The sequence below is a fragment of the Streptomyces sp. NBC_01013 genome, from assembly GCF_045162765.1.
In the GTDB taxonomy this organism is placed as follows: domain Bacteria; phylum Actinomycetota; class Actinomycetes; order Streptomycetales; family Streptomycetaceae; genus Streptomyces.
Genome location: NZ_CP108687.1, coordinates 670,189 through 683,393 on the forward strand (window position 1 = coordinate 670,189; position 13,205 = coordinate 683,393).

General features: G+C 70.3%; 8 protein-coding genes, 1 tRNA gene and 1 pseudogene. 6 read left to right on the forward strand and 4 right to left on the reverse strand.

Going from position 1 to position 13,205, the window contains the following annotated elements; translation table 11 throughout:
* Nucleotides 1-164: 164 nt before the first annotated feature.
* A complete protein-coding gene (locus OG538_RS02900; protein WP_406089813.1) occupies nucleotides 165-3,056 on the reverse strand; it encodes a BTAD domain-containing putative transcriptional regulator in 2,892 nt (963 codons plus the stop codon).
* Nucleotides 3,057-3,903: 847 nt separating this feature from the next.
* Nucleotides 3,904-4,845 carry a glycoside hydrolase family 6 protein gene (locus OG538_RS02905; RefSeq protein WP_406099963.1) on the reverse strand — a complete coding sequence of 314 codons (942 nt, stop codon included), beginning with the start codon at nucleotides 4,843-4,845 and terminating at the stop codon, nucleotides 3,904-3,906.
* Between the two features lie 231 nt (nucleotides 4,846-5,076).
* On the opposite strand from OG538_RS02905, the gene OG538_RS02910 reads away from it, so the two are divergent.
* Complete coding sequence (locus tag OG538_RS02910; RefSeq protein ID WP_406089815.1) at nucleotides 5,077-6,090, forward strand: LacI family DNA-binding transcriptional regulator; 1,014 nt, start codon at nucleotides 5,077-5,079, stop codon at nucleotides 6,088-6,090.
* 306 nt (nucleotides 6,091-6,396) lie between these two features.
* On the opposite strand, the gene OG538_RS02915 is transcribed toward OG538_RS02910, so the two are convergent.
* Complete coding sequence (locus tag OG538_RS02915; RefSeq protein WP_406089816.1) at nucleotides 6,397-8,007, reverse strand: glycoside hydrolase 43 family protein; 1,611 nt, start codon at nucleotides 8,005-8,007, stop codon at nucleotides 6,397-6,399.
* 355 nt (nucleotides 8,008-8,362) lie between these two features.
* On the opposite strand from OG538_RS02915, the gene OG538_RS02920 reads away from it, so the two are divergent.
* Both OG538_RS02920 and OG538_RS02925 read left to right on the forward strand, forming a co-directional pair.
* Nucleotides 8,363-10,009 (forward strand): glycoside hydrolase family 27 protein, encoded by a 1,647-nt coding sequence (locus OG538_RS02920; protein WP_406089818.1) that lies wholly within the window; start codon nucleotides 8,363-8,365, stop codon nucleotides 10,007-10,009.
* A gap of 142 nt (nucleotides 10,010-10,151) precedes the next feature.
* Nucleotides 10,152-10,511 (forward strand): annotated as a pseudogene (locus OG538_RS02925) (tyrosine-type recombinase/integrase); the annotation flags it as partial.
* Between the two features lie 99 nt (nucleotides 10,512-10,610).
* Here OG538_RS02925 and OG538_RS02930 read toward each other — a convergent pair.
* A tRNA-Pro gene (locus OG538_RS02930) sits at nucleotides 10,611-10,684 on the reverse strand.
* Between the two features lie 126 nt (nucleotides 10,685-10,810).
* On the opposite strand from OG538_RS02930, the gene OG538_RS02935 reads away from it, so the two are divergent.
* From OG538_RS02935 to OG538_RS02945, 3 genes are all read left to right on the forward strand, one after another.
* Entirely contained in the window at nucleotides 10,811-11,512 is a 702-nt protein-coding gene (locus OG538_RS02935; RefSeq protein ID WP_406089820.1) for a transketolase, read from the forward strand.
* A gap of 52 nt (nucleotides 11,513-11,564) precedes the next feature.
* Nucleotides 11,565-12,467: a transketolase family protein gene (locus tag OG538_RS02940; RefSeq protein ID WP_406089822.1), complete on the forward strand. Its 903-nt coding sequence runs from the start codon at nucleotides 11,565-11,567 to the stop codon at nucleotides 12,465-12,467.
* Between the two features lie 122 nt (nucleotides 12,468-12,589).
* Nucleotides 12,590-13,201: a carbohydrate-binding protein gene (locus OG538_RS02945; RefSeq protein WP_406089824.1), complete on the forward strand. Its 612-nt coding sequence runs from the start codon at nucleotides 12,590-12,592 to the stop codon at nucleotides 13,199-13,201.
* Nucleotides 13,202-13,205: the final 4 nt, after the last annotated feature.

Sequence of the window (13,205 nt, forward strand, 5' to 3'; positions counted from 1 at the left end):
TCGGTGCGGCTCAGAGGCTATCGGGTGGCCTCCGATCCGAATGCGAACGCGGTCCGGTACGTGCGATTCCGGGGCGAAGAGGGAGGCGAGGGCGCGTCGCCGACTGACGACAGCACGGGAAGCGTGCGTGCCAGCCGCCCGGCCGGAGGTCACCCGGCAGCCTCTCAGCGCATGGAGCGGAGTTTGGCGTCCACCAGTCCGGCCTCATCGGGCAGGCCCAGGCGGCGCCAGGTCGCGAGGGATCGGTGGAAGTAGTGCCGCGCGGTCTGCTTGCGGCCGGTCGCGTCGTGCAACTCGCCCAGCAGGCCCGCCACCCGAGCCTCGGCGCGGCGGTCCCCGAGCTGCTGCTGCACAGCGAGTGCACCGATCAACAGCGCCGACGCCTCACCGGCGTCGCCCTGCCGCAAACACAGTTCCGCGATGCTCTGCTGCACGTACGCGGCGCAGTGCAGGTCGGCCAACTCGTCGAAGATGCCGAGGGCTCGCTCCAGCTCGCCACGCGCCGCCTGCGGTTCGCCACGCAGCTCGTGAAGCATTGCGACCCTGCGGCGCACCTGTGCCTCGCGGTGCCGGTCCCCGTCGGCACGGGACAGTTCCAGGGCCCCTCGCAGCCAGCCGTCCGCGGCCTCCGGGTCCTTGCGCTCCAGCCAGACGGAGGCGATCGCGTTGCGTGCCACCGCCTCGCCGTGCCGGTCGCCGTACGCGGCGAAGTCCTTGAGCGCGGCCGTGAACGTCCCGAGCGCGGCGCCGAGATCACCCACGATCCGGTGGACCGAGCCGGAGCCCACCGCGGCGATCGCTTGCCCCGTGGGGTGTCCGAGCTCAGCGAAGAGCGCCCTGGCCCGGTCGAAGGAGGCGAGCGCGTCCGGATACCTGTCCTGGTAGAGATGAAGCTGGCCAAGGTTGCGCAGTAGGGAAGCAGCCCTGACGTCGTCGTGGTGCGGCATGGCGTCGAGCGCGAGCCGGTGGGTCCGCAGCCAGTCGCCGTAGTAGCCACGCATGTCGAAGAAGCCCGCCAGTTCGATCGCCAGGTCGGCGGCCCTGTCAGTCCGCCCGAGCCGGACTGCGGCGTCGACGGCGGCGACGAGGTTGCGGTGCTCGCTCTCGAACCAGTCCACGGGCCGGGCTCGCACCATGAGGACGACATCGTGCGCCGGTCCGTCCGGCAAGTCCCGCTCGTCGGGCTCGCCCAGCACACCGAGGAAGCGGGTGGGCATGGCAGCGTTGGCGGAGCGGGCGAGGGCGGTGAGCGCGTCTATGACCCGCAGGCGCCGCCGCAGCCGAATCTCCTGATTGTCCGTCAGGACCAGTTCCCGGGCGTAGCACCGCAGCAGGTCGTGCATGCGGTATCGGTTCAGGCCGAGACGGTCTTTGCCGACGACTTCGACGAGGTGTTCGTCGAGCAGGGTGTCCAGACCCCCCGCCGTCTCACTGTCGCACCCCGTCGCAACGGCGACGAGCCAGCCCGGGACGGCGTCGTCGGGCAGGTCCCCGAACGTGCGGAAGGCAGTGGCGGCGGGCTCGGGCAGATGGCGGTAGCTGAGTTCGGCGCCGGCCCGCACCTCCAACTCGCCGAAGCGGACCGCCCCGAGGCGACCGCGCTCGTCGCGCAGCGAGTCGGCCAGCGTGCCGACGCTCCAGCCGGGCCGGTTCACGAGCCGGGCGGCCGCGATCCGTACCGCCAGCGGAAGTGATCCGCACTCGGCGAGGACACGGTCGGCGTCGGCACCCTCCCGGCGCAGCCGGTCCGCGCCGACGATGGCCCCGAACAGGGCGCGGGCGTCATCGTGCCGCATCAGCCCGAGCGGGCAGGCACGCGCCGGCAGGCCGGGCATCCGGCGCCGCGAGCTGACCAGCACCGCCGAACCACCGGTGCCCGGGAGCAGTGGGCTCACCTGTGCGCTGTCCAGGGCGTCGTCGAGCACGATGAGGAAGCGCCGCTGAGCCAGGCGGGAACGGAACATCGCGGCGCGTTCGCCCGGTTCACCGGGTATCGCACTGTCGATGACGCCCAGGCCGCGCAGCATCTCGGCCAGGACGTCCGCCGGCTCACGGGGGCACTCGCTCGTTCCGGCCAGGTCGACGAAGAGCTGCCCGTCCGGGAACACGTCACGCACCCGGTGGGCGACATGCACGGCCAGCGTGGACTTCCCGACACCCGGCGGGCCCGACACCGCCGCGACCACGGGCTGCCGGCCAGCGGTGGACAGTAACTCCTCCAGGTCGGCGACCTCGACGGCGCGTCCGGTGAAGTCGATTATGTCCATCGGGAGTTGACAGACGGACACGGGCGTTGCCGCGCGACGGCGGCCGGGGTATCCGTTGACCTCGGCGCCGATGGCCCGCAGCGGCTCGCTGGGCTCTATCCCCAGCTCGGCGGCGATCACCCGCTCGGCCTCGGCGTACGCGGACCGCGCCTCGGCGCTGCGCCCCGCGCCGTTCAGCGCGTGCACGAGCATCCGCCACAGGTCCTCCCGCAGAGGGCTCTCGGTCAGCCGGGACCGCAGGCCGGAGACCAGGTGGGCGTAGTCCCCGAGCCGGAGCCGTAACTCGAGGCATTCGTCGACAGCGATGGACCGCAACCCCTCCATGCGCGTGATGGCCGGGTCCCACACCACGCTGGAGGGCACGTCCTGGAGCACCCCGCCGCGCCACAGCCCCAAGGCCATTTCATAGGCACGCAGCGCCGCGGCGTCCTCACCGCGGTCGCGGGCGGCGCGGGCCGAGGCGAGATGCTGCTCGAAGAGCAGCATGTCCACCTCCCCGGGCTCGACGCCCAGCGAGTAGCCGGAGGGCTCGGTACGCAGGCCATCGACCGCCGTCGGGGGCAGCCGCAGCCGCAGCGTCCGTACGTACGTGCGCACGTTGGCAACCGCGGACCGAGGTGCGCCACCTGGCCACAGGACCTCCGTCAGCAGGTCCAGTGAGACGAAGCCGTTCGGCTGGAGCAGCAGAGTCGCCAGTACGGCGCGGGGCTTGGCCCCGCCGATCCGTACCGGGACACCATGCGCCCTCACCTGGAGCGGCCCCAGGACTCCGAATGTCGGCTCCCCCACCGCAGCCCTCCGTGATCTCGGTAACTTCGGTGCAGCGTAACGATGTTCGAAGCCTCTCCAGACGAAATCCGGGTGACGACTCCCCCTCGATCCGTTCAGCGCTCGCCGCCGATCTCGACGCGTGGGTCAGGCCGCCCACCCGGCACCGCGCCCGCCAGGGGTACGGCCCCCCGGCGAATGCCCCTGAGGACGTTCCTCCAGGCCCGGTGGTCCACGCCTGGACCACCGTGAACGCCGCTCCGTGGGGCCGACACGGGCGGCCGGGCGCGCGGCTCACTGCACGCGGGCGGACGCCGGGCTGCGGCTCTCCTCGTCCTCACTGAAGCTGCGGCACTCCACCCTGTCGATCACCGCGAACCTCTACAGTCACCTCACCCAACAGGCCGCACACCAGGCCGTCGACACCGTCGACCAAACCTCACCACGGCCGCACGAGCCGCTGACCGCCTGCCCGGACCGGGGTGGCTGCGACCACCTCACGACCACATCCACCGCCTCCGCGCAGCCCTCCACAGACTCCGCCTTCCCGCACCACCCGCCACCAGCACCCAGGCGAACCAGCCTAGGCGCGGGCATGCGACCACACTGCGACCACCACACCCACAAACGCACGGAAGGCCGCCCCCTCACGAATGAGAGAACGACCTCCGACCCGCGTTTCCGCATGGTCGGGACGACAGGATTTGAACCTGCGACCCTTGACCCCAAGGGGTCATCCCTTTTATCTGCACATACGCCCAGAAACAAGGGGCACAGCAGGTGATGCCGTGCGTGCCGTTCAGGTGCGCGGACACCGCCTGGGGCCGGCGGCTTGCGGTCGCCTGTGCGGGCGGCGGGGCTCCCCGGATCAGTAGCCGTAGATCATCTTGTAGGCGACCTCGGGGAGGAACTGGCCGGCCGTGGAGCCGGATCCGACACCGCAGTTGCCGTCGGACTCGCCCGGAGTCTTGATCCACAGGAGCATCTCGGCGCCTCCGCCCTTCTGGGTGGGCGTGCCGATGCGGCGGCCGGAGGGGTTGCACCACTCGCCGTTGGAGCCGTTGCCGTTGCGGCTGGTGTCCACGACGAACGGCTTGGTGTAGCCGTAGCGAGCGGCCAGTTCATTGTTGACGGCGTTGCCGTAGGCGGTGTTCTCGGCGGTGGTGATGTAGTTGGAGACGTTGAGCGAGAAGCCGTGGGCCTGCCGGAGGCCGGCTTCGTGGAGACGCCGGGCCATGGTCGCCGCGTCGGCCCAGCGCGGGTTGCCGGCATCCATGTAGACCCAGGTGTTGGGAGCTTGGCGGTTGAACTGGACGAGGGCGTTGGTGAGCATGGCCTCGCGTTCGTCGATCTGGGCCTGGCTCATGCAGCCGTAGTCTCCGAGAGAGTCCGGTTCGAGGATGACGACGGCCGGGCGGGCCGCGATACCTCCGGCGAACCGAGCGATCCAGTCGGCGTACGCGGACGGCGAAGCGGCTCCACCGGCTGAGTGCCCGCCGCAGTAGTCACGGTTGTAGATGTTGTAGGCGACGAGGATGGGCAGCTTGTCCCGGCCGTCCGCCGCTCCGGCGTAGGCGCCTGTCGCGGTGCCGATGGCGCCGCTCCAGGAGCCGAACCAGCGGGCCATGGGTGTGTTGGCGATGGAGGCGTTGATCGCGGCGGCCCGGCCGTCGCCGGGGTTGGCGGCCGCCCACCGGCTCGCGCTCGAGTCGGGATCCGCGTAGAACCCGTTGGTCATGGTGGTGGGGTCGGCGGCGTGGGCGGAGGGTGCGGCGGCGAACGCCAGCGGCAGAGCACAGAGCGCTGCCATCAGGGTGCGGAGTTTGCGGCTCAAGACAGTACCTCGATTTCAGAGGACGTGTGCTTTGGGAGCGCTCCCACTGGAAGCGGTCCCAATCGTGCGGGTGGGTGGTTGGGCTGTCAATACTCGGCACAGCATTCGATTCTCACCGAGGGACTAGGCCCCTGTAGGCCACTGCACCGGAAGCGGTCCCAATATGTGCGTCCCTGAGCCTCCCCGCCTGTGAAAGACTCACGAGTCATGGCAGAAGCAGCGCCGCGTCGGCATCCGACGCTCGACGAGGTGGCCGAACACGCCGGTGTTTCCCGCTCAGTGGCCTCCCGTGCCCTCAACAACGCACCGCACGTGAGCCGCGCAAAACGCGAGGCCGTCGAACGGGCCGTGCGGCAACTCGGTTACGCACGCAATTCGACCGCCCGCGCGCTGGCCACCCGCCAGACGGGAGCGGCCGCCCTGGTCATCTCCGGGGAGGATCCGTCGATCTTCGCCGATCCGTTCTTCGCCCGGGTGATCGTGGGAGCGTCGGCCGCCCTGGACTCGGCGGACCTGCATCTGATGCTGTGCCTGGCCGCGTCCGACCGGGGCCGCAAACGGGTCGAGGAGCTCCTGCGGTCCAGGGGCGCGGACGGTGTGATGCTGATGGCGCTGCGCGAGGACGATCCGCTGACCCGGATGGCCGACGAGGCGCAGATGCCCGTCGTGTTCGGCGGGCGCCCCGTCGGTTCGCCTCCCCGGTGGTACGTGGACGTGGACAACGTCGGCGGAGCGCGTGAGGCGACCGAGCATCTGGTCTCACTCGACCGAAGGCGCGTGGCCGTGATCTGCGGGCGTCTGGACACCGAGGCCGGGCGCGCCCGGTACCGCGGCTACCGGGACGCCATGCTGGGCGCCGGTCTCGATCCGTTCCCGCCGACGGAGGGGGACTTCACGGAGCGCAGCGGGGCCGCAGCCATGGCCGCGCTGCTGGCGGAACACCCCGACGTGGACGGAGTGTTCGCCGCCAACGACAACATGGCGGCGGGAGCGCTGCGCACCCTGCGGGAGGCCGGCCGACGGGTCCCCGCCGACGTCGCCGTGGTCGGCTTCGACGACCTGGCGGTCGCCCAGGTCGCCGATCCGCCACTCACCACCGTCCATCAGCCTGTAGAGGCTCTCGGACGGGAGATGGCGCGCATGCTCGTCGCGCTCGTCAACGGGCAGGACCCCACTCCCCTGGTTCTCCCCACCCGCCTGACCGTCCGGGCCAGCGCCTGACCTCTCACTGCCCGGGGCTGGACCCGGTCCGAACGGGTGCTCCCGGACGCGGCGCGGGCGTCCAGAAGGCCGGCCGGAGTGGTCGAGGTCCAGCAACAAAAGCACTGACTGCCGTTCGATCCGATGGCTTGGGTACTGGTTGCAGCTGCCCCTCTTTTCGCTGATGCCGGTCGCGGTGCCGGCTTGATCAGGACGGTCGCGGCCGGCACGCTCAGGACGGACGCCCGGCGAACGCCGAGCTGTTTCCGCGGGCTCAGGGTTCTCCTGATCGGGGCGGGGGCCGGGAGGTGCGGTCGATGGATCGGTTCAGGGTGTGGACACCTCGAACCGCGTGACGCGGACCGCGCCGCCGAGGGCCTGAGTGGCGTGGCTGAAGAGGGCGAACCGGTAGCCCATGAAGAACCGCCAGTCGTTGCCCATGGGGAAGGCGGGGCCGAGACGGGTGAACGTGATGCCGTCGGTGCCGTAGGAGAAGGTCCCGGGGCGCGGTGCGCCAGGGCGGATGTCGGCGTTCGCGCGCAGCCAGATGGGGCCGCCTGAAACGGGCGCGCTCGCGATCTCGGTGCCGGTGCCGGTGGTGTTCCAGTTGCTGTCCATGGTCAGCCCGGTGACCATCACCACCCGTGTCGCACCGCCGTCGCGCTTGAGGCCGATCCAGGCGGAGGAGTCACGCAGCAGCGCGAGCCCGGCCCGGTCACCGTCCCGCATCGCGGAGTGGTCGAGCTGGACCGTGGCGGTGGAGGTGGGACCCTGGATGCGGTGGGTGAGGGTGTTGCGGGCCCAGTACAGGTCGTGGGTGACGGTCGCGGTCCGCAGCGTCAGGCCGTTGCCGACCGACCACTTGGTGTTGTCGGGGTTGTGGTTCCACTCCCATCTCGGTTTCAGGGTCGTACCGTCGAAGGTGTCGACGCCGGTCATCGGGGTGACCTGGCGGGGCGGAGTGGGTACGGCCGGACTGGGATACAGGGTGCCCCACGCGCCGTTGACGAGCTGTACGACGGGCCAGCCGTCCGCAGTCCAGGTGACCGGTGCCAGGGCGGGCATGCGCCCGCCGGGGTAGGCGTCGACGAAGGCCATGTAGTACCAGGCGCCGCTCTGCGTCTGCACCAGCCCGCCCTGGTGGGGGACGCCGCCGCCGGGGATCGGTCCGCGCAGGTCGAGGAGGACCTGCCGCATCACGTAGGGGCCGAAGGGGCCGCTCGAGGACTTGAGGATGTACTGGCCGTTCGCGGGGCGGGTCAGGAAGATGTAGTACTGGCCGTTGATCTTGTAGAAGCGGGAGCCTTCCAAGGTGCCGACGCTGGACGGTGTCCTGAACACCTCCTGCGTACGGACCTGGCTGCGGCCGTCGGGCGAGAGCTGGGCCACGCTGATGGTGGTGTTGCCGTACGCCACGTAGAGGGTGTCGTCGGTGTCGACGAGCAGGCCGGCGTCGTAGTAGGGGGTGTTGATCGTCGTCAGCCTGTTCCACGGCCCCTCCACCGCGGTGGCGGTATAGAGGTACGTCCGGGCGAAGTCGATCTGGCCGAGCCAGTAGAAGGTCCTGTTGCCGGGCCGGTAGGCAAGTGACGATGCCCAGATTCCTCTGACGTAGCCGCGGGTGCCGTTCAGGTCGTACTTGGCGCCGAAGTCGAGGACGGGTACCGAATGCCCGGCGATCTCCCAGTTCACCAGGTCGTACGACCGCAGAACGGGGGCGCCCGGCGAATAGTGCATCGTCGAGGCCGAGGCGTAGTAGGTGTCGCCGACGCGAATGATGTCGATGTCCGCGAAGTCCTGCCAGATCACCGGGTTCGTGTACTGCGACGCGACCGCGCGGGCGGGCCCAGGGGGGACGAGGGCGCCGGCGGCCAGGCCGGTGGCGGCCGCGAGCGTGCGGCGACGAGTGAAGGATTGATGCGACCATGACAGATTCATGGAGGTATGCACCTCGAGTTCATCGGTCGGAGCGGAGGTCGGAGCGGCTCTACCGCATTCGACATATCGAACATGGTGCGACTTGTCGAGCATTCTGGATGATAGGAGGTTGACGTACCCCGTCAACCCTTCGCGCATGATTCGCGCGCTGCTTCGAAATATTCGAAATGCCTGGCGTGGAGTCGGTGCGCCCCAGCACGCCTTTGGCCGATCTTGTGGCAAACCCCGACCCCCGAGAGGGGGTTGACACATCCATTCACCACTCTAGTATCCGTGGGGCGCCTCCGAAGTTTCCGAACGACTATCGAAATTTCGAACAGTTTCCTCGCCTCCCTTCCCTGCCGAAGGAGTCCCGGTGCCCAGACGATCAGGCGGACGACTGTTCCGCCTCCTCACGGCCGCAACGCTGATGCTGACCGCGTCTGTGACGGCCTCAGCGCAATCCCCGGCCACGGCCGCGCCGGGTAGTCCGGCGCTCACCCCACCGCTGGGGTGGAACAGCTGGAACAGCTTCGGATGCGGGATCACCGAGGCCCAGGTCCACCAGGCCGCCGACGCGATGGTGTCTTCGGGCATGCGGGACGCCGGGTACCGGTATGTGGTGGTCGACGACTGCTGGTTCGACCCGCAGCGTGACGCGCAGGGCAACCTGCGGGCCAACCCGACGAAGTTCCCGAGCGGGATGAAGGCCCTCGGGGACTACATCCACAGCAAGGGCTTGAAGTTCGGCATCTACCAGGTGCCGGGCGAGCGCACTTGTGCGCAGACCGTGGGCACTTATCCGGGCTCCACGGGCAGCAGGGGCCACGAGGTCCAGGACGCCGCCACGTTCGCCACGTGGGGGGTCGACTACCTCAAGTACGACTGGTGTTCCTCGAGCGGCACGCGTGACGAGCAGGTAGCGCGGTTCAAGCTGATGCGTGATGCCTTGCGCGCCACCGGTCGGCCGATCGTCTACAGCATCAACCCCAACAGCTTCCACGCCATCACTGGGTCCACGTACAACTGGGGCGAGGTCGCCGACCTGTGGCGGACGACCGAGGACCTGCTCGACATCTGGCAGAACGGCAACACCAACAGCTACCCGATGGGCGTCGGCAACGTCCTGGACGTCAATGCGCCGCTGGCCGCACAGTCCGGCCCGGGGCACTGGAACGACCCCGACATGCTGGTCGTCGGCCGCCCCGGCCTGTCGCTGAACGAGTCCCGCTCCCACTTCACCCTGTGGGCGTTGATGAGTGCCCCGTTGATGGCCGGCAACGACATCCGCACGATGTCCGCCGACGTCAGCGCGATTCTGCGCAATCCGCGCCTGCTGGCGGTGAACCAGGACCCCCAAGGTGCAGGCGGACGCAGGGTGCGCGATGACGGCAACATCGAGGTGTTCGCCAAGCCCCTTGCGGACGGTTCGGTCGCGGTAGGCCTGTTCAACCGGGGCGAGAGCGCAGCGACGGTCACCACGACGGCCGCCCAGACCGGCCTGAGCGGAGGACCGTTCACCCTCACCGACCTGTGGACCGGCGGCACGTCGAGCACGTCCGGGCAGATCTCGGCGAGCGTCCCCGCGCACGGCGTCGCTGCGTACCGGGTGAGCGGCGGCAGCCCGCTGGCCGCCACCACCTCACGTCTGCGGGGCGATGCCTCCGGCCGCTGCGTGGACGTGGACAACGCCTCCACGGCTGCCGGCGCCGCGACTCTGCTGTGGGACTGCCACACGGCCGCCAACCAGCTGTGGACCACATGGGCGAGCGGCGAGATCCGCGTCTACGGGGACAAGTGCCTGGACGCCTACAACCAGGGCACCACCAACGGAACCCGTGTCATCACCTGGCCTTGCAACGACCAGAACAACCAGAAGTGGACCGTCGGCTCCGACGGCTCGATCCGCAACGTTCTCTCCGGACTGTGCCTCGACGCCAGCGGGTCCGGCACCGCCAATGGAACCCCGCTGGTGCTGTGGACCTGTAACGGCCAGGCCAACCAGAAGTGGACCCGCGCGTGAGCGACACGGCACTGCGTCATGTCCAGAGCGGCAACACCCCGGCCACGGCCTCCCGCACGGCTGCCGCATTCGCGGCACGGCCGCCCCCGGCTCCGGCCGGACCCCGGGCGTCGGTACATCGGCGCCCAGGCCGCTCGCGCGCGACTGGCTGTCCGCCGGCCCCAGTCCCGACGCCCGTCTCTTCACGGGCCCGCGAGGGGGGCGTATCTCCACCGCCGTCCTGCGCGACGCGACCCACTGGGACGACGTGGTCACCAAGCTCGGCTACGAGCATCTGCGCCGCCATGACCTCCCGCACACCGGACTGACCTGGTTCGCCGACGCCGGGGTCCAGGTACACGTCCTTCGCAGGATCGCCGGCCACGGTTCGCTGACCACCACCCAGCGCTACCTGCATCCGGATGTCCACAAGATCACCGCAGCCGGGGCGGCGCTCTCGGCCCACTTCAGCGCGCTGCGCGCACCGCGCTCGCCACCGAGCCCTCTCGCCAGGACCCGCTGACCCGGTCAAGGACGCTGGTCCCCAACTGGTCCCCAAAAATGATCAAGGGCCGGTTTCGGATTGCTCCGAAACCGGCCCTTGATCTGCGACTCTCTCGAGTCGGGACGACAGGATTTGAACCTGCGACCCCTTGACCCCCAGTCAAGTGCGCTACCAAGCTGCGCCACGTCCCGCTGCCCGCCTGACCTGGGGTTTCGCCCTGGCCGAACGCGCATGAGAACAATACCGCACTTCAACCGGTGGTCACGAACCCTTTCGCGCTTGACCTCAACCGCACTTGATGTTGAACGCTGAGCGGCATGACGCACACGACTGCCACGCGGGCATCCGCGTACCGCGACCTGCCCCGGCTGATGAGCCTGATGACCGGCGACGAGAAGCACGGACCCGCCGCCACCTCGACGCTGGACGCGCTGTGGGTGCTGTACGACCGAGTGCTGAGGGTGACACCGCAGACCGCCGATGCCCCGGACCGCGACCGCTTCCTCCTGTCGAAGGGGCACGGCCCGATGGCGTACTACGCGGTCCTCGCCGCCCACGGGTTCTTCGACGAGGAGCTGCTGGCCGGCTTCGGGTCGTACGAGTCACCGCTCGGCCACCACCCCGACCGACTGCTGGTACCCGGCGCCGAGATCGGCAGCGGTTCCCTGGGGCACGGTCTGCCGCTGGCCGTGGGAAGCGTGCTGGGGCTGCGGGCCCAGGGCCTCACCGGCCCGCGGGTGTGGGTCCTGACCGGCGACGCCGAACTGGACGAGGGCAGCAACCACGAGGCGATCGCCTACGCCGGGCCGGCCGGCCTGGAGCAGCTGCACACGGTGGTGATCGACAACGCCTCGGCGACGTACGGACGCCCCGGCGGGATCGCGGAGCGGTTCGCGACCGCGGGCTGGTCGGTCGCGGCCGTGGACGGGCGGGACCACGAGGCGCTGTACGCGGCCTTCACCGCACCGCACCCCGGGCAGCCGCTGGCCGTGGTCGCCCGGGTCGCCGCCAAGTACTGAGACACACAACCCGCGAGCCCGTCAGACCCGCCGAGGAAGAAGGAACCCTCCCATGGACACGATGCGTGACCGCTTCATCGCCACCACCACACACCTGCTCGACGAGGACCCCCGCCTCGCGCTCGTACTCGCCGAGATCAGCCGCGACGGATTCGGCCGGGCCGAGCGGGACCATCCCGACCGAGTCGTGAACGTCGGCATCCGTGAGCAGTTGCTCATCGGGGCCGGGGCCGGAATGGCGCTCACCGGGATGCGGCCCATCGTGCACACCTTCGCGAGCTTCCTGGTGGAGCGGCCGTTCGAGCAGGTGAAGCTGGACTTCGGCCACCAGGGGGTGGGCGGCGTGCTGGTGAGCGCCGGGGCCTCGTACGACTGGCCCGCCGGCGGGTTCACCCACATGGCGCCCGGGGACGTCGCGCTCATGGACACCCTGGACGGCTGGACCGTCCACGTTCCCGGCCACCCCGACGAGGCGGAGACGCTCCTGCGGGAGGCCGCCGCCGGGGACGGCAGGGTCTACGTACGCCTTTCGCTCCAGTCCAACGACCTGGCCCGCCCCGTCGGCGGAACGGTCGGGTTCACCACCGTGCGCGAGGGGGAGGGCGGGGTGGTGATCGCCGTCGGGCCGATGCTCGACAACGTCCTCACGGCGACGGAAGGACTCGACCTGACGGTGTTGTACGCGACCACCGTGCGGCCGTTCGACGGCGAAGGACTGCGCCGGGCGGCCGGAAACCGGGCCACCGCCGATGTCGTGATCGTCGAGCCGTATCTGGCGGGCACCTCGACCGGCGCCGCGAACGACGCGCTCTCCTCCCTCCCCCACCGGATCCTGGGACTCGGTGTGGGCCGCGCGGAGCTGCGGCGCTACGGGCAGATGGAGGAGCACCTGGCCGCGCACGGTCTGGACCCGCACGGCCTGAGGGCGCGGATCGTCGGCTTCCTGGGCGGGTGAGCGCGGCCGACGCGGGGCCGGACAGGCCCATTGACCCCGTCCAAGGGGTGACCCTACTCTGGACGACGCACTCGGAAAGCGCTTTCTAATCACCTACGCACCCACCCCCACAGGGAGCGCCCGTGAACCGTCGCCCTTCGATCCGTGGTGTCTCAGGGAGCTTGCGGGCCCCACGCGACCTGGTGCCGCTCGCCGCACTCGCCCTCTGCCCGGTACTCACTCTCTGCCTTCTGGCGACCTCACCTCCCCGGGCCCACGCCGCCCCCTCACAGGTGTCGGCCCTGGTCCCGGCCCCCGGGCCCCGGCCCGCCTTCTGCGAGGCGGAGTGGTTCACGACGACCGGCGGGGCGCACGGCGGAGCCGTGCGGGAGAACCGGTTGGACGACTCCGGCGGGAGGCGGATCGCCGAGATCGAGGACGGCGACTGGATCGCCCTCGGGGCGGTGCCGCAGGGGGGCGTCGACTCGGTGACGGTCCGCGCCGCGTCCGGCGGCATCGGCGGCACGGTCGAGCTCCGGGCCGGGTCACCGCAGGGCCGGCTCCTGGGGAACCTGACCGTGCCGTACACCGGCGGGTGGGACCGTCCCGCGTCCCCCACGGCCCGGCTGAGGGGGGCCGTGGGCGGGGTCCGGCTGTTCGCCGTGTTCACCAATCCGGCATGGAGTGCGGGCACGGCGGACCTGTTCGCCCTCGACTGGTTCCGCCTCGACCGTCCGGCAACCGGGGGCGGATAGGCGG